11 protein-coding genes and 1 tRNA gene are annotated in these 18,582 nt (G+C 45.8%); 8 read left to right on the forward strand and 4 right to left on the reverse strand.

Features of this window, described 5'->3' with window-relative positions:
• Position 1 precedes the first annotated feature (1 nt).
• Both D1627_RS10520 and D1627_RS10525 read right to left on the reverse strand, forming a co-directional pair.
• A complete protein-coding gene (locus D1627_RS10520) occupies positions 2–3,634 on the reverse strand; it encodes an Ig-like domain-containing protein (RefSeq protein ID WP_119432201.1) in 3,633 nt (1,210 codons plus the stop codon).
• A gap of 344 nt (positions 3,635–3,978) precedes the next feature.
• The gene (locus D1627_RS10525; protein ID WP_119432202.1) at positions 3,979–6,834 is read right to left on the reverse strand and encodes an endonuclease; all 2,856 of its coding nucleotides are present in this window, start codon (positions 6,832–6,834) and stop codon (positions 3,979–3,981) included.
• Between the two features lie 336 nt (positions 6,835–7,170).
• On the opposite strand from D1627_RS10525, the gene D1627_RS18530 reads away from it, so the two are divergent.
• From D1627_RS18530 to D1627_RS10560, 8 genes are all read left to right on the forward strand, one after another.
• On the forward strand, positions 7,171–7,344 hold the full coding sequence (locus D1627_RS18530) for a hypothetical protein (RefSeq protein ID WP_233555588.1): 174 nt from the start codon (positions 7,171–7,173) through the stop codon (positions 7,342–7,344).
• Complete coding sequence (locus D1627_RS10530; RefSeq protein WP_233555589.1) at positions 7,329–8,153, forward strand: NAD(P)-dependent alcohol dehydrogenase; 825 nt, start codon at positions 7,329–7,331, stop codon at positions 8,151–8,153. The genes D1627_RS18530 and D1627_RS10530 overlap by 16 nt, the downstream gene beginning before the upstream one ends.
• Before the next feature lies 1 nt (position 8,154).
• Positions 8,155–9,210, forward strand: a complete 1,056-nt coding sequence (locus D1627_RS10535) for an amidohydrolase family protein (RefSeq protein WP_119432203.1) — start codon at positions 8,155–8,157, stop codon at positions 9,208–9,210.
• 47 nt (positions 9,211–9,257) lie between these two features.
• Positions 9,258–9,572, forward strand: coding sequence for an amidohydrolase family protein (locus D1627_RS10540; protein WP_233555590.1), 315 nt, complete (start codon positions 9,258–9,260; stop codon positions 9,570–9,572).
• Between the two features lie 595 nt (positions 9,573–10,167).
• The gene (locus D1627_RS10545) at positions 10,168–11,373 is read left to right on the forward strand and encodes a hypothetical protein (RefSeq protein WP_119432205.1); all 1,206 of its coding nucleotides are present in this window, start codon (positions 10,168–10,170) and stop codon (positions 11,371–11,373) included.
• Positions 11,370–11,942: a condensin complex protein MksE gene (locus D1627_RS10550; RefSeq protein ID WP_233555591.1), complete on the forward strand. Its 573-nt coding sequence runs from the start codon at positions 11,370–11,372 to the stop codon at positions 11,940–11,942. The genes D1627_RS10545 and D1627_RS10550 overlap by 4 nt, the downstream gene beginning before the upstream one ends.
• Positions 11,926–15,603 carry an ATP-binding protein gene (locus D1627_RS10555; protein WP_119432206.1) on the forward strand — a complete coding sequence of 1,226 codons (3,678 nt, stop codon included), beginning with the start codon at positions 11,926–11,928 and terminating at the stop codon, positions 15,601–15,603. The genes D1627_RS10550 and D1627_RS10555 overlap by 17 nt, the downstream gene beginning before the upstream one ends.
• Positions 15,590–16,471 (forward strand): DUF7281 domain-containing protein, encoded by an 882-nt coding sequence (locus D1627_RS10560; RefSeq protein WP_199688419.1) that lies wholly within the window; start codon positions 15,590–15,592, stop codon positions 16,469–16,471. The genes D1627_RS10555 and D1627_RS10560 overlap by 14 nt, the downstream gene beginning before the upstream one ends.
• 75 nt (positions 16,472–16,546) lie before the next feature.
• Here D1627_RS10560 and D1627_RS10565 read toward each other — a convergent pair.
• Positions 16,547–16,619 (reverse strand) — tRNA-Met (locus D1627_RS10565).
• A gap of 83 nt (positions 16,620–16,702) precedes the next feature.
• On the reverse strand, positions 16,703–18,478 hold the full coding sequence (locus D1627_RS10570; protein WP_233555592.1) for a BamA/TamA family outer membrane protein: 1,776 nt from the start codon (positions 18,476–18,478) through the stop codon (positions 16,703–16,705).
• Between the last annotated feature and the right edge of the window lie 104 nt (positions 18,479–18,582).

An 18,582-nucleotide genomic window follows, 5' to 3' on the forward strand; every position in this document is an offset into this window, starting at 1 on the left:
CTTATCGGATAATGGTCACGTTACCAGAAATCGGCTCATCACTTATCCGCTCCAGATAAATGAGGTAGTAATAGGTTGCTACAGGCAGTTCCTTGCCATTATAAGTACCATCCCAGGGCACACCATAGCCTTTGGAACTGAAGATTTTATTGCCCCAGCGGTTGAACACTTCCACACGCATGTCCGGGTAGTTCTCGAAGTTTTCTATTTCCCATACTTCGTTCACATTGTCACCGTTTGGCGTGAAGGCGTTTGGTATTTTTATGCCCGGGATAACCTCTACCGTAACGCTGGCTGTATCTACACATCCTTCTCTGGACGTCACGGTAACGGTGTAGGTAATAGTTTCTTCCGGCCTTGCGATCGGGTTAGCGATGTTCGGGTTGTTAAGGTAGGTTGCCGGCTCCCATTGGTAAGTTGCCCCACCTGTGCCACGCAGTTCCACCGTCTGCCCCTGAATAACCGTTTTGTCTGGGCCTGCGCTGGCCTCTACCGTTACCACGGTTACAGTTGCCGGCGCCCGGCTTGCGCTGGCACATTCCTGCGCATTTACGGCTTCTACATAATAAGTGGCAGATTGCGTTACATTGTCAATGGTATACTCTGCCCCGATAAATACCGGAGAGCCGCCTGTGGAGGAAGTATACCATCTGTATTCTGACCCGTTCGGGTTAGCCACCGATAGTGTTACGGATCCGTTTAGACAGGCTGTAGCATTGCTCACAGCCACCGTAGGCGTTGCAGGAATAGGCAATACCGTTATACTGACTACATTAGAAGTATCGGAACAACCACCCGAGAACACTACCCTCCGGAACCAAGTATTGCGGTTTAACGCTTGCGGTGTGTAGTTTTGCCCGTCGTTGGTACCTGAGGCCTGCACAAATCCTGCAGTTGCGCTAATGGTACTGCTTTGCCACAGATAAGTATAACCACCAGCGCCATCGGTTGGCATACTTCCTGTAATCGGGTTAGGGGCCTGGCCTGTACAAACTGTAGCTTGGCTGGCCACAATGGTGTTGTTGCGCACAGCAGGGCTAACAGTAATTACAAGCACAGCGCTGGTATCTGCACTGCAGGCTTCTGAGCCAACTATACGCCTAAACCAGGTGGTGCGCCCAAGCCTGCCCGGCGAGTAGCTTTGCCCGTTGTTGGTACCGGTTGCTGCAGTAAACCCGGCATTAGGACCAGCCGTGCTGCTCTGCCAAGTATAGGTATAACTTCCGCTACCGCCCGTTGGCTCAGAACCAGTAATTACGCCTGGCGCAGTGCCTGTGCAAGTTTCGTCTTCTTCGATGCTGATGGTGTTGTTGGCAAGTGCATCATACACGGTAATGACTACCGGCTCTGAAGTAACACGGCACCCTCCGGACTCGACCACGCGCCTAAACCAGCTGGTTTGGGTAAGCATATCCGGGTCATAATTTTCTCCGGCGTTGCTGCCTGACGCAGGCACAAATCCGTTATCAGGCCCGGCAGTGCTTACTTCCCAAATAATATTATAGTTTGTGCCATCGCCTCCGGTTGGCCGCTCGCCGACTAGCGTGGCAGGCATATCATCTGCACAAATCTCCTGATCCTCACTGATTGTATTGTTCTCGATGCGCGGCACCACGGTTACCTGTACCGCTGCGCTGGTATCGGCAGTGCAGCTCCCTGAGTTAACTACACGGCGGAACCACGATGTTTGCCCAATGGATTCCGGCTTATAATTTTGGCTGTTGCTGGTGCCTGTGGCTTTTGTAAATCCGCTGGCAGGGCCAGTTGTGCTTATCTGCCAAGTATAAACATAACTGCCGCCGGCCCCTCCGCTTGGCTGGCTGCCTGTAAGCTCGGCAGGGGCATCGCCCACGCAGATGCTCTGCGCCCCTATAATGGTATTATTACCAATGGCAGGTACTACACCAACAAAAACCGTCACCATATCGCTGGGGCAGTTGTTGCTATCAATAGTTTCTACCCGGAAGGTAGTGGCTCCGGTAAGCGGCGGAGTTTTGTAGGATGCTCCCGTGAATACCAGGTTACCTCTGTTATCATAAAAATTATAAGACGTACCTGGCCCGGTTGGCGCCAGCAAGGCGCTATCGCCAGAGCAGGTTGTTACATTGCTGATAACCGGTGGGCCTGGAACCGGAAGAATGGTTATCACCTGCGGCGGTTGCTGCTGCCCCAGGTCGTCGCTGGTGCCGCACTCATTGGTTATCCGGACTTCCACATTATACGTGCCAGGGTCATCGAACCTTAAAGTAGGATACTGCTGCCTCGATACTTGCTGCCCGTTCACAAACCACTCGTAAGAAACCGTGTTCCCGAAGTTAGGGTCGAAGAAGACTGTTGTCTGATCATACCTGATGGTGGTGTCGCCGCAGGCTGTTATACTTCCGCCTAGCTGTGCCTGCGGGTAGCCTACAATTATACTTTGCGAAGTAGTGTCTGAGCTACAGCTGTTGCTCACGATCAGTTGCACTTCAAACACACCTGAGTTGTTAAACTGAACCCGCAGCGTATCTTCTGTGAGAGTTTCCCCTAGTTGCACTTCCCAGCCTCCAATGTTCATCTGGTCCATGATCTCCCACTTGTACGTCAGGTCATCGGAAAGGCCGTCACCCACGGTAGTGCTATCGCCAAACGACCAAATCACGGGCGTGCAGCTTTGCGGCGTGCCTACGGCCTCTTTGTTGGTGGTGAAGTTTGCCTTTGGGTTTTTGCCGTAAAAGAACTCGCGCTCAAAAGTGGCCTCGCAGCCGTTGTTGCTCTCCACCCTTACCTTTATCGGGTATGAGCCAAAATCCGTATACTCCGGGCCTTCTTCCGGAAACAGCGATGGGTCGCCGGGGTATCTTTGCTCCCCGTTTCCATCCCCCCAGTCTATAAAGTATGCGGCAATGTTTGACAAGTATGGCTCTTGGATGTTGTTAACAAGTTTAGCAACCACCGTGGTGTCGGCAGGGTTAATAGAGTCTTCGAGGCAGACCGTGAAATCATTTTCCTCGCTAAAATCAATGACAGGTGTCTGGCGAACTTCTACGGTAATATCTTCGAGGGTGCGGCAACTGCCTGGCTGCCTGATGGCCTCTACCGATACGGTAAAGAAGTCTGAGCCCACCCCAAACGACTCAAAAGTATACATTACTTGGGTTCCTGATTTCGGATTACTGCCATCTACACGCCAGATATAATCTACCCCGGCCTCCGGTGACTGCACCGTGAACGTAACCTGATCGCCGCCGCAAATAGCTCCTGAGGCTGGGTTAACCGAGATAACCGGCGTTGAAGGCCGATCGGTTACGTTTACCCTGATATTATTTGAGACTTGTGGACCACAGTCGCTACTGGTAATTTGGAGTTGGTAAACGCCTGCCGTACCAACAGCCTGTGATTTGCTGGTTGCCCCTGGCACGGCCGTAAACACGCCATCGCCGTCCTCGTCTACAAACCACTGATAAGATGTAACAGGATAGGTTGGCTCCGGGCTTAGCAGCAAGGTAGTGCTCTCCCCGCTACAGATGGAGGTTTTGTCGGTGGTGATGGTAGGTGCAGTACATGCCTGGGCCCACAACCGTTCAGGCGACGCCAGTAGTAGGTACAGGAGCGCAAATACAAAATAAAGGCGCTTATGTAAAAAGAGATGCATTAAGTCGGGGTTAAGGGTGAACTATAGGCTTAGATCATTAGTATTACGAAATCTATATATTTAAGATACAGAGTATTTTACCTCCCATCCGCATAAGATAGAAACCACGAGTCAATAAGCTTACGCCCTCCTGGGTTATACTATCTTAAAGACAACTGCCTGGAGGGCATTTTACCTTTCCCTTTAAAGAGATCTACTTAAAAAGGTTACAATTCAACTTTGTTTTTTATCATAGTTAATATATTAACGAACCCACAATTTTAAAAATTGCACCGTCTTGCGCTATAAATAAAAAAGCCTGCAACAAATGTTACAGGCTTTCTATCAATAAGTTAAACTATAATCTATTTTGCCAGCACAATACGTTGCATAGCCTGCACATGGGCAGAAGTAATATGTATAAAATACATGCCTTGAGGCAAGTGCTGTAGGTTAAGCTCTTGCTGCACTTGCCATACAGGGAGCTGCTTGCTTAGCACCACCTGCCCAAGGGCGTTGAGCACATTTACTTGCACACTATGAAGTGGTTGTTTGGTTGTTAAAAGCAATTTGCCCTGTGTTGGGTTCGGGAAGATGCTAATGCCCGCTTTGGTGGCATCTGGCAGGGCGTTAGGCTGCAGCACCACTTCTAAACCTTCAGAGTACTCTGAATAGCAGTTTTCGTTGTTGCGTACGCGCACTGTGTAAGTACCTGACTCGCTCACAGAGATAATTTTAGAGATTGCCCCGGCAACTACTTTACCATCTTTCAGCCACTCATATGTTTCGCCATCCACAGAGGCAGTCAGCTCTTGGTTGTTGCGTGTGATGGTTGGTTTTTCGGGAGCTGTGGTGACAGTAATCGTAACCTCGTCCTGATAAGAGCAGGTTCCGTCTGTAGCGGTAACGGTGTATGTATAAGTACCGCCAACTGTAGTGGAAACCGTAGGGTTTGCAGCACTAGCATCGTTGAGGCCAGCAGCCGGAGACCAGGTATACGTATAACCCTGTGCCGCAGCGGCGCCAATAGTTACTGCCTGGTTAGTGCACACCGCCTTATCTTCACCAGCAATGTTCTCCAGGGCATTCTCATCACAATCGGTTGTAGCAGCGGCCGCATAAAGGCCGACATCGTCGATGCACCATACTTCATTAGAAGAAGAACCTGTTTTAACCACAAGCTTCAGCTTTACAGAAGAAGCTCCATCGGGTATACTTACCTGCAATTTTGAGGGAGCTATTTCTGCAGCTATGTCTCCGGCTTCGCCATCTGCTTTAATAAATGTTCTAGTCACCGGCGTACCCGCTGTGGTAGCAATCACTGCGGTTCCATTCATGCCGTAGCGCACATTGTTATCAGATTGGTCGCCTGTTATTTTGATCTCTGGAGCAGCAGGAAATGCTCCGCCGTTCAGAGCTACGTATACTTCTAAGTAGTCTGAAGCTTCGATGCCGTTTCCTGACGAAACTGATACAGAGGAATTGTAAAGCTCTACATAAACACCCGTTTTACCAGTTACATCTACGGAGGCAAACTCCAAGGTGCTGGTAGTTGCGCTTACCTGGTGGCTTGATCCGCTTCGCACACGCTGCCCGCTAGGGTTACCCGTGTTGTCGCTTGACTTGCTAAAGCCGGAAGTTACCGCCCAGCCATCCGTAGCCGCGCCGTTAAAATCCTGGATGGCGATGGCGTTGCCGTTGCCCACAGGCGGGTTAGTAGTTGCTGCTTCCGTTGTTACGCCATAAGATGGGGCTCCTTCAGTAGCATAAACATAGCCATTAGAACAGCTCTCGAAGATTTGGGCATAATATATAGTGCCTGACTCCAGACCAGTAATTGCTATGCTGCTTTCGGCACCTACATAAATTAGCTTACTGCCATCAGCCAGAGCATTTGCTAACGAAAAATCTGCATTTGCACCTGTATATGTGGTGCCATTGGCAGGCACAAAGTTTACTGGCTCGCCTTTTCTTAGAACTACCAAACGGCTATCGCCGCCGCCATTCGTCCAGCTCAGGCTAAAGCTATTTTTCGTGACGCCAGTTGCCGCCACAGCTGTTGGCGCTGCCGGTGTGCCGCTGCAGGTATAATCCGGGCTGGTAATGGATTGAGCCGGCGCGTTGGCCGTTACGTACGTCGCCGACGATGCACAATACTCAAATGCTTGCACGTGGTAAGTTGTGTTAGCCTTTAGGCCAGTTATAACTACATCCGAACCATTGGCTCCAAACACTATTTTATGGCCATTGCCCTGGTCTGCGGCCAGGCTAAAGTCTGCATCTATACCTGTGTAGCTCCCAGATGGTATAAAATCTACAGCAGCGCCTTCTCTTACTACCACCAGTCGGCTGTTGCCATTACCGTTTGTCCAGGTTGCCTTTAAAGAAACAGGGGAAGCAGTGATTAAATTTAGGTTGGTGATTTGCGTGGTTGCCTCGCAAACAGCAGGAGTCAGGTTCCAGGCTTTTGCAACAAGGTCTGGGTAGTCGATGTATGGGTTTCTGTTACCCTGCGATACTTCTACGCGGTTATTGCGCTCGCGCTCACGGGCATCAACCGGGTCTTGCTGGTGCCACTGGTAAAGCGTATTTATATCTGCCACGGCAGAGATAGTGCCTTTCCCTGAGTCAAATCTTTGGCCAGCATGCATTGTGTAGAAGTAGAATACAGCTCTGGCCAGGTTACCCTTATGGTCCTCGCGTGGCTCATATTTGCCAGGGCCATCTTCGCTATACTCATCTATGTTTGTAGTTGGAATACCTGACTGAGAGTTGCTCCCTCGCACCCATTTGGTTGTTTGGTTATCCGGAATCTCAGCGAACGGATCGCTGCCGCGGTCGCTGTTCCATTGAATATACGTCGGAAACAGGTGATGAATATCGGAGCGCATACGCACCTCCTCGTCGAACCAGGATTGCGGCACGGTGTGCTCGCAGTTTATATTGCCAATGGCGGTAGATGTTGATGTTTCGCTGTAGGCTTTGCTCTCCTGATAACCTGAATAAACGCAAGTAACCGTGTTATTATAGTTATCGATGTAATTGTACATTTTGCCACGTGCCGTACCATAGTCTAATACATTACGCTTGCCATCGTACCAGTTCTCACGCAGCCAGGTTTTAAGCGCTTCGCCGGATAAGTTAGAAGGAGGCGCGGATTGAGCATTGACATACTGCACCCCCAATAGCAGTGCAAATGCTAGGTGTAAAAATCTTTTCATGAAAAAACGGGTTGGTTGATTAAGCTGCAAAACTAGCCTTTCTAGGCTGTCCTTGAAAAAATTAACCTATTATATTATTGTTACTGAGACGGCTGCGCAACTTTTATACCCGGGCAACCGGGTACAATTTAATGTATACTTTCCTTAGCCATTCTCTACCCCCCCTTATATCAACGCACAGTCACAAACGCATTAATTATTGATTATCAATTACTTGCAACATCGTTCACAAGCTGTTATATTAGTAGAAAATAGCCATAGATTGCTTGCCTAAAATACTGGGCAAAGCAAAGTATAACCGGGAAAACCTGACAGGACTTTATAGCTAAACCGACCATGATAGCTGTACTACGCAGAACATACGGCCCACCAAAAGCAATTAAAGTAGAAGAGGTTGCCAGACCTGTACCGCAGAGCAACGAGGTACTGATCCGGGTGCACGCCACCACGGTTAACCGCACAGACTGCGCCAACCTGACGGCCAGCCATTTATCATGCGCTTTGTGTTAGGGCTCCTTAAGCCACGGCTACAGGTTTTAGGCACCGACCTTGCAGGCGAAGTGGTAGCCACCGGCAGCAACATCAGCTCTTTCTCCGTTTCCGACAGAGTGTTCGGGTTTACAGATACGGGCCTGGCCTCCCAGGCCGAGTATGTTGCCCTTTCACCCACAGGCAACCTGGCCACCATCCCCGACAACATCGATTACCAGCATGCGGCTGCCAGCCTGGAGGGCGCGCACTACGCCTATGCTTTTATCCGGAGGGCAAGTATAAAACCTGGGCAAAGTATACTTATAAACGGCGCCAGCGGCGCAATTGGCTCAGCGCTCTTGCAGTTCGCAAGGCAGTACGGTGCCCACATTACAGCAACCTGCAGCACAAAGAACATCGCTTTAATTAAATCGTTGGCGGCTGATAAAGTATACGATTATACCCGGCAGGATTTCACCAGGCACAACGACTGCTACGACTTCATCTTTGATACAGTAGGCAAAAGCAGTTTCGGGAAGTGCCGGCCGCTACTAAAAAGCAAAGGCGTTTATACTTCCTCGGAGCTAGGAAAATTCGCCCAAAACCCGATTCTGGCAGCCTTTACAGCGCTCGGCAAAGGCAAGAAGGTTATCTTTCCAGTACCCTACAGCATCCGGGAAAGCCTGCCGTTCATTAAAAAGCACTTACAGGAGGGCACCTTTAAACCGGTCATTGACCGGGAATACCCCTTAGCGGCCATCGCCGAGGCATACGCTTACGTGCTGACCGGGCAAAAAACCGGAAACGTGGTTGTCTCCATCCAGGGAAAACATAGCAGCGATACGTGATATGAAGTATGTAAAACGAGCCTTGTATGTTCTTGCCGCTGCCGTGGCGCTTTTGGCGGTGCTGGCGCTTACCGTAACCGCCCTCGAGAACCGGCAAACGGCCTATCTCAGCATTAACGAGCAGCCCGAGTTCCAGAATAACTCTTACCTGATCCGGAATGCGCATATCATACCCATGACCTCAGACACGGTTTTGGCAAGTATGGATGTGCGGGTAGTGGACGGCATGATCAAGGAAATTGGCGAGAACCTTGCCAGCGCGGGAGAAACCGTTATCGATGCCAAGGGCAGCTACCTCTCGCCGGGGCTCACAGACATGCACATGCACCTTTGGGATAAGTATGAGCTAGGCCTTTACCTGGCCAACGGCGTAACCACTGTCCGCAGTTTGCTGGGCATGCCTTACCACCTGGCCGTAAAAAACGACATACAGCGCGGCGAGCTGCTTGGGCCATTTTTCTTCACAGCTTCCCCACAGTTTACAGGCCCCGAAGATGGCGATATACTTAAAAAGCCCGTTGATAGCCCCGAAGAAGCACGTAAACTGGTGATTGCCTATAAAGAGCAGGGCTATGATTACATCAAAACCTACAACCTGCTGCCAAAAGCCACTTTCGATCCAGTGCTGGCACAAGCTGAGGCATCAGGGATACCGGTTGTGGCGCACCCCAGCTTTAAAGTGGATTACAGCTATCATTTCAACCCCATCATCACTACTGTTGAGCACACCGAAGACATCTATCAGCAACCGCTAAACTATACTTTTGACCGTGAAAAACTGGAAGCCGTAGTTAAGGGCTATGCGGCCTCGGGCCAAACACACTGCCCCACTCTGACGGTTTTCTATAACCTCACCGAGATTTACAACAAAGGCGAGCAGGTACTTGCCTCGGAGCAGGCGGCATACATTAACCCCTTCGTACAAAGCGCCTCCGACGACTACAGCCGTCACATGGCCATCAGGGAAAAGGACAGCACCGCTACGTCAAGAATAAACGCGCAGCACAATTTCCATATAGAGGTTATCCGGAGGCTGCATGAGGCAGGGGAAACATAGTTTGCGGTACTGATGCCGGGATTGTAGGCACAGCGCCCGGTTTCTCGGTGCACCAGGAGCTTGGGTTTTACACGCAGGCCGGCATGTCGAACTACGAGGCGCTAAGAACAGCCACCGTAAACCCGGCAAAGGTTTATGACGCATTCAGCACTATAGAAAACGGCAAGTATGCCAATTTTATGCTTTCCCCGGGCAACCCGCTGGAGAACCTCGCCACCCTGCAAAACCCGCACTGGGTCATGGTTAACGGCAGACTGATAAGACAGCCTATGCTCAAAACATTTAAAGAGAAAGCGTATAACAGGCACAATTACCTAGCCTCTATGGTGCGTGTGTTTAAGTACATACTTTGGGATAAGTAAAGAGCAGGCGCAGCGCGTCCATACTTCGGGATTGCTGTGAAGGACTAGCAGCTGAAGTATAAATCAGCCGTAAAAAACCAAAGCCTGACTCATTTCTGAATCAGGCTTTTCTGAGGTAGACCAAAGCACTCAAATATCGAATAATATCTTTAATGATTTGATAGCCATAGCAGATTTCTTCATTGCTGCCAATATAGATAAAAGATAGCGATATTTATTAGTAAAATCTGTACTCCATCTACCAAAATTCGGGTTGTTTTAAAACTTAAAATTGCCGCATTTCGAGTTAACTATATAAAAAATCAAGCTATATAATTATTATACTCAGTTGCTATCGCACATGATGAGGATGGAGGACTATTTCTTCTCTAATATTAATTTGGCAGCAGTATTCGTTTTCTGTAACTCAATGCTTTCAAGTTCTTTTTGACATAAATCAGTTATAGGGAATATGTGACTCACCAGTTAATACACAAACTTAAAATCCCTATATTTGAAGAACTAGATCTTGCTATTATTGCAATTCAATGATCCCTTTCGGAAATAAATTAATCAAAAGACTATTTCTCAAAGGAAAACTTAGAAGCCAGGTATTGTGAGGACATTCTCATCTATAAAAGAATTATTGGCTATTCTCAGTCGTGAGCAAAGATTGCTCTCTGAGATATTTGAAAAACGTAAAACGCTGTCATACACTTATGACCATGCCTTAGAGGTTGTAGATTTTGATACAGATAAAATACAACGGCTGTTAGAATACTCTGTCTTGCGGGCAAACGGATCCTATCTTGAGCTAGATGACCAGTATCTGCAGTTTTTTGAGCAAGTACTGGAAGTGAATGAAGAAATCAATGTATCCTCCATAAACGAAAATCTCCAGGGTATTAAACAAAATATTCTCTATTATCTGAAAGAGGATAACGAAAACCGAAAATACAGTTACCTACGCTTAATCAAAAACGCTTTACGGAAGACCGGAGTCACAGCTATCAGAAGCGTGGTAGACTTGAAAAGAAATATCGACATTACCTTTAAAAACGAACCTAATTATAAGGTAAAAAAAGCCAAACTGGAGCACCTTGATATAAAGCGGAATGACATTTATATACTGATAAATTTAACAGATAATCTTGTATCTGGAGAGGAAGAACAGACCTTCTTTAAGTCAGCTGCTGATGAAGAACTTCAGCGGGTGATTGTTAAACTAAAACTTCAGCTAAAAGAATGTAGACACAATCTAATAGAAATTGAAAAGCAAATTATTGAGTTTATCAATCGCCTTAAATACCAAAGTGGACTGGTAGAAAAAATACGTCAAATAAAATATCTCAAGGACCAGTTCGAACTCAAAAGTAAAACCAATATAGTAGAGGTATTGCAGACAGACCATGCTCTAGTATACGAGCCAAAACCGGCTTACCCGCTAAAGCTATCTATGGAGCAATTACAAAATGATGGTGAGATACTGGAGATAATTCGCAAAGTTTTAAACCGCAGCCGTAGTGATGCAAAGGTAAAACAGCCATTAGCAGATCACAGCTTGGAAGGCTACCTAGAAGCTGATACACAAGTGATAGTGCAGGTAAACCTAGAAGAAGTAAAGAACAGCTTTTTAGCAGGCAGCAATAACCTCTTTGATTTTCTTCAAACCTATGATTTTGGGAGAGTACTATCTTTTGAAGAACGCCTGACGGTGTATTGCCAACTTACTTCACAATATGACTTGTTATTTGAACTAACAGAAAAGTACCAGATAAGCGAAGAGACGGAGTACCTGTTGATTTATCCTAAAAGTATATGATAGAGATCCCAAAACAATCGGCAGAAGCTTTTGAAATTATGAGTAAAGGGCAGTTTATTTGTTCAAATAGCTGTAATGCTGCCATACGAAGATTATATAATGCCATTAACCAAGACTTCGAAGCTTATTACACCTATTTTCAGGGCATAAACCTGATTCTCAGGGAGGGTAATGAATATTATCATTTTTCCCGAATAGACAGTAAGGCAGAGCTGGATCGCAAGTTAGAAATAGCAATGAAATGGATAGATATTGTAGATTTCTTTAAAACCTATGACCCCGGCTTTGGTTCAGGATTCCGCTTCTCTCCATCCAATATATTGGTTAGGTTATCAGTAGATGCTGATTTGAAAAATAAGCTGGAGGGTCTTAAAAAATATGCTGGTGGTAAAGTAAAACAGTCCGAAATCTTTGATAAAGTGCTGGACCAACTAGAGAAGGATAATTTTATTGAACTTGAAAATGACATCCTTCACGAATATAAAACGCTAGCCTCCTTCGCATACCTGGAACAATTGATTTTAAGCATTACTATCCCTGAAGACGTCCAGAATGAGATACCTGAATAAAATAGTTTTTGTAAATAGTGCCAATGTCTACTATGCCGAAATAAACCTTGACGGTAATGTTCATTTTATTGGAACACAGGGGGTAGGAAAAAGCACAGCCTTAAGGGCTATCCTGTTTTTTTATAATGCAGACAAGCAGAAACTGGGTATCGAAAAAGGTAAGCGTAGCTTTGATGAGTATTATTTCCCTTTCGGTAATTCCTATATCGTTTACGAAGTAGTAAGGGAAACCGGTCCTTTCTGTGTGCTGGCTTTTAAATCACAGGGCCGTGTAGCTTTCCGTTTTATCGAGGGCGCTTTTGACAAAAGCAATTTTATCGGAGAAGACAATAAAGCAATGCCATGGGAGCAAGTAAGAAATACATTTCCAGGGTATAAATATTTCTCCAGGAAAATCGAACGCTATGAAGAATATCGCGATATCCTGTATGGCAATAATAAGGGCCTAACGGCTGAGTTCCGGAAATTTGCTATGCTGGAAAGCCGCCAGTACCAGAACCTGCCCCGCACTATTCAGAATGTATTCATGAATTCTAAGCTGGAAGCCGAATTCATAAAGCAAACTATCATCATGTCTCTAAATGAAGAGGATGCGAAAGTTGACTTGGACCAGTATGCTTTTCATCTTCGGGACTTTGAGGAGCAGTTGGCCGATATTAGCAAATGGAGCACCAAAAACAGGGTTGGTGAAATTGTAGTGCGGCTGTTAGCCGATAGGATTACTAGGAACTACACTGACATCTGTTATCTTAAAAAAGAGAAGGTTGAAATTGCAGAATTACTTATTGCTGTCCAAAAACATGTGGAGATAGCGCTCCCCAATGAATTAAAGCATTTGGAGGAGGAGAGTATAAAATTTGCGGCGGCACAGAAAAGAGTTTCTGAGGCAGATGAGAAATTCCAGCAGAAGAAATCTAACATTGTTACCCAAATTACAATGCTGAATTCGAAGCTGAAGGAAGCTAAAAGTAAGTGGGAGCAGTATGAAAGAATAAATATCACCAGCCTCATTTCTCGAGTAAGCAGAAAGCAGGAGTGGGAACAGAAGAAAACCGCTTTGCTGGAAGAAAAGGGACTATTATCAGCTCGATTCAGTGAAATTACGAATAAGTATGATGCCCTTGTTAAGCAGGTGCAAATACAGCTGGAACGGTTTGTGAATACAAAAAGTAACGAAAAGAATTTACAGCAGGGCAACTTTTATTCTTTCAAGGAGCAAATTGACAAGCAATACGAAGTTATAGTTTCCGGCATTGAAAGGGAAAGTGAAGGAATTCTTATAGGTGCTCGAGAAGCCATATCTGATAAAGCTAACCAAATTAATACGCTTAATATCCGAAAACGGGAGACAGAGCTGAGACCATATTTCGATAAGGAGATTACTGATACAAAAAAAGTAATAAGAGAAGCTGAGCAGGTGATGCATGCGGCCTCTATTGAAGTAGCAGGTTGGAAGAAACAAATTGAGTTGGTGCAGCAGCAATGGGATTTAGATAAAACAAAGCATGAAACCGAATGCAATGCTGAGAAAACTAACCTGCTTGTTGAAATTAATTCTTTGAATCAAAAAATTAGTGCTATAGCAGCCTTGTTAACTGATAAGAAAGATTCGCTCTATACCTGGTTACAATTACACCGCCCAGGCTGGGAGAAGAATATCGGAAAGGTAATAGATGAAGAAAGCATACTGTTCCATACCGGTCTTTCACCAACATTGTCTGACTTTAGTAAAAATTCTTTTTATGGTGTGGAGATCGACCTATCGGAGATTTCCAGGAAGGTAAAGAGCGTGGCAGATTACGAATCGGAGAAAGAGCAGTTAGCACTGAAAATCGAGCGTATGAAAGTTAAAATTTCCAGTATAGATAACAAAAAAGCACAGGAGCAGGAAAAGCTTAAAAAGAAATATCAACCTGAAATTCTCGCATTGAAAGATAAAATATCTCTACGAGAATATGAAGCACGTAAAGCAGGATCTGAAAAGGATCTTGCCACCATTACTCTTGCAGAATGGCATACAAAGGCTAAGCAAACCCAAAGCTTAGAACTGGATGCCGTGAAAGAAGCTATAAAGAAAGCTGAGGATGAAAAACAATTAGCTGTGGACCACCTTGCTAAAGCAGAGAAAAGCTTAAGTACTCAGGTGGAGGCTAAAAAGAAAGAAAAACAAAATAAAATAAATCTGGAGCAAGCCGAACTCCAGCAAAGGCTACAACAATTAGACCTTGATACTAAGGAAAAGCAGAAAGAAGCTGCTACCCGTATAGCGGCTATTCAAGAACAAAATAAAAAAGAACTTGACCAGGAAGGAGCCGATACCAATCGACTGGACCAAATCGAAACGGACCTACAACATATAAAGGATGAACTTACTTTTATAGAGAATAACCGTGATCAGGTTGCTGATTTTAATAAGGATAAGCGGGAGCTTTTCGACTTTGTAGATACTTTTAAAGCAGATAAAAAGAATTATGAAACCCGCTTAATAGCGGAGCAGCAGAAACATGACCAAACAAAAGCTAAGCTGCAGGAAAATGTTGAATTGCTAAATCTGAAGCTGTCGGGTTTACAGGAATCGTGCCAGCAGATGCAGGAAGACCTGAATGAATTCGACCGATTCCAACAAACTGATGTTTGGCTGGAGCTTCGGCCAGATGTCTTAGATATTAAAAAAGCCATGCAACCGCACAAGCGGCTTTTTGAGCTTATTCGGGACCTAAATGATAAAAGCTTTAGCTTAATCAGCAGGATGAATAACCTGCGTTTGGATGTAAATAAATTCTTAAGCGACTTTTCTCTTACCAATATCTTTGGGTTTAAAACTAACCTTATTGATGACAAAGATTACCTTGGTTTTGCAAACAACCTGAAGGAGTTTATTGAGGAAGACAAAATTAGTGAATATGAAAGGCGCACAAATGAACACTTTGCCAACTTAGTAAGACAGATTGGCAAAGACACTACCGACCTCGTTTCTAAAGGGAAAGACATTCAGAGTATAATAACTAAAATAAATAGGGATTTTGAAGACCGTAATTTTGCTGGTGTAATCAAAAGCATTAACCTAAGGTTAACGGAGAGTACCAATAAAATAGTCATACTGTTGCAGGAAATAAGGGCCTTCAGCAACGATTATGCTAATTCTCTGGGAGCGGCAAATTTATTCAGCACTGATGACTCCGCATCGAACAACAAAAAAGCTGTTAGCCTGCTCAAGAGCTTTGCAAATGAGATAGCTGGCACCAAACAACATGAGATAAACCTGTCGGATACGTTCGAATTGGAGTTCCGCATTATTGAAAATGAAAATGATAGTGGCTGGGTAGAAAAGCTGGCTAATGTGGGCTCCGAGGGAACTGACATTCTGGTTAAAGCCATGATAAATATTATGCTGTTAAATGTGTTTAAAGACAGCGCATCCAAACGGTTTAAGAATTTCAGTCTGCATTGTATGATGGATGAAATCGGTAAGCTGCACCCTAATAATGTAAAGGGTATACTGAAGTTTGCCAACGATCGAAACATTTTATTAATCAATAGCTCTCCTACATCCTACAACGCCATGGATTACCGTTATACCTATTTGCTAGCTAAAGACAGCAGAAACGTAACTACGGTAAAAAAACTTGTAAAAAACATTCCTGTTAATGAAGCTGTCTAAGGCGCTAGCAAAAAAACTGTTGCAGCTGTGCCAAGGTGAAAAGCTGCCGGCAAGTAAACTAAATTATCCGCTAGTAAGTGAATTAGTGGAGGAGGATATTATTGTTGACAACCGCGCAGGAAGATCTAAAAGTGTTTTGTCCCTCCCACGGCCAGAGGAGCTCAAAGCCTTTTTGTTGAGTAGGTATGCCATAGCCAACCTAGAGAATTATATTCAGGTATTAAGTGATGAAGTTAGTAGATCACAATTGGTGCAGATAGCTGCAGATTCTAAGATAAAGAAGGTTCGTACTTTTAAAGGTTTCTTGGTGAATTGCTACGAACCTGTACATTCTTCTCTGCATGAAGCAAGCTACCTAATTACTCCACCTGCCGGAACTTTTCAATTTATTTATGATTATGAATCTTTTGTGCCACATCCGGATGTTACAATCGTGGGAATTGAAAATCCAGAGAATTTCAGTCAGGTAGATAGGCAACGACATCTTTTTAAAAATATTCATCCGCTTTTCGTGAGTCGCTATCCACAGTATCAAAGCAAAGATCTGATCAGGTGGCTTAAGACTATACCTAACCCTTATCTTCATTTCGGAGATTTCGATTTTGCCGGTATCAGAATTTATCTTCATGAGTACAAGCGGCATTTAGGATCCCGCGCTACCTGGCTTGTTCCAGAGGATGTGGAATCATTGCTCGTAAAGTGGGGTAGTAAAAACCTGTACGATATTCAGAAGATTACCTTCGATCAAAACCTGATCGAGGAACCTGCAATACTTAGCATGATTGAGCTGTTGCATAAGTATAAAAAGGGACTGGAGCAGGAGGCGTTGATTATTAACAAATCAGTGGTAGGTGATTCTGTTAGTTAGTGATTTAACCAAACGAGATAAATCATCGAACAAAAAAGCCGCTTCATTTGACATGAAACGGCTTTTTTTCTGAGGTAGCGGGGACAAGACTCGAACTTGCGACCTTTGGGTTATGAGCCCAACGAGCTACCAACTGCTCCACCCCGCACTGTTATTATGATGCAAAAGTATAGTAAAGATGTTTACCATGCAAGTGTGTATACCAAAAAACCGATAAAAAGATTTAATTCATTAAAACTTACTTGTTATGCCAAAATGTATCTTGGAATATTTAAAAGACAATGGCTGGCGCTCTGATTCCCCTAAGGAATACACTAGCTGAAAGATACCTGCACCTGTGCTAAAGCTAATACCGGCACCTACACCAAACGGATAATCCTGCTGGCGGCTGGCCTCTAAATCGCTTCTGTAGTAGCCTTGGTCGTAGAATAACAGCACGTAGGAGTCTGTAGCTGTAAATAGGCGGTACTCCAACGTGCCCACAGCATAGGCAGAAGCATAGAAGAAATAATCATCAAAGCCGCGCAACGACGATAGCCCACCTAACCGATACATGTCATTCAGGAAAATACGGTCGCTTAGCAGTGCCTCGCCGCGCAGCCGGGTAAGCAGGGCGCTGCTCTTACCCAGCCGCAGGAAATTCTCCAGCCGCAGCCCCAGGCTTAGCTGCGATGTTTTCAGATCCAGGGTGTCGTAAAAGCTTTTCTCTACATCGGCATTGCGGAGCAGCTTTTTGGTACCCGCCGAAAACTGCAGTTCCAGTAGCCTGCCGCGCTTCGGGAAATAAAAGTCGTCGAGGTTGTTCCAGAGATAGTTCAGGCCATAGGTTGTGGTTTGGGCATCGGCCAGATCCAGTTGCTGCAGGCGTTGCGGGCTCACTTCTGAAAGTATGCGCGAATTACGCCATTCGGTAAACACGCTGAACTTCCCATACTTTAACATATAATACCCGAGCTGCACACGCGGTTGTACCGTTATAAAGGTCGTGTCCTGCTTCATCAGGTTAAACTTAACACCACCCTCAAACGGACTTCCGAATAAATTGGGATGCAGGTACTCGCCGTTTAGTATCACTGACCCGGCACTTACGCGCCGCCATTGCAAGCCTAGCTGTTTGCCACTGCCCCTGATATTACGAATGTTTAGGTTTGCCTCGCCCGTTATAAGCAGTTTGTTCGCGCGGTTCGGGTCGGGCAAAAAGCCGGCCACGCCATCGATCTGGTTAGCCTGCCTGTCTTCCAGGAAATAGTATACTTTGGCCTTGCTGCCAGTGAAGCGCACCTGCGGCGGTCCCGTGGCCTTAATGTAAGGCAGCGCCGTGAGCATGCGTTGCGAGGCATTTACCTGGTCCTGGTTATAAAGTTGGCCGGGCAACAACTGCAGGTAGCGCATCAGGAACTTAGGCTGCGTTTTGGTTTTGCCCACAATCTCCAGGGTATCGTAGGTTACAGCAAAAGCCTTTTCCACCATCAGGGTGGCATTTATTTTATTATCCGATATACTTACAGAGTCGAGCCACACGGTGGCAAAAGGGTAGCCATTGCGCTCGGCGTAGTAAAGTATGCGCTGCTGCAGCCGCACGAAATCGGATGGCTTGAAAGGCGTGTTATGGTAAAATTTCTCCCGGAAACCAGACTCAACCAGCACTCCTTCGCTCAGGTTGCCGTTGCGGAGTTGCGCCCACTCAAAAGGCTGGCCCACATGAAGTTTCACGTGGAGCGTATCCTGGGAAAAGTATAAACTATCTGCGGAAGCCAGTAGAAAAGCGTCCTCCTGCAACCTGTAAACAAGCGCCCGAACTTCTTTAAGCGCCTCTGCCGAATCGGGCTGCGCCTGCCTGAAGTTATACTGGCTGAGCACCTGCCTGCCGGCTGCATCGGTAGCCTTTACCGCCAGTTGCACTCGCTGGGATTTGGTCTGTTGCACCTTTACAGGCGGCAACTCCTGCGCCTGCACAAAGGGCAGCCACAGTAACAGGCAAAGCAGAAAGGCAGCAATTTTGTACATTTGTGCGGTTGAACTGTTAAATGTTTAAATTGTTTAATGGTTAGCTGGTTTAGTAAAGAGGGTAAAGCCGTGCTTTATACTTGCAAAGGTAGTGGGTTCTGAAA

It is taken from the genome of Pontibacter oryzae, from assembly GCF_003576375.1.
Lineage (GTDB): Bacteria > Bacteroidota > Bacteroidia > Cytophagales > Hymenobacteraceae > Pontibacter > Pontibacter oryzae.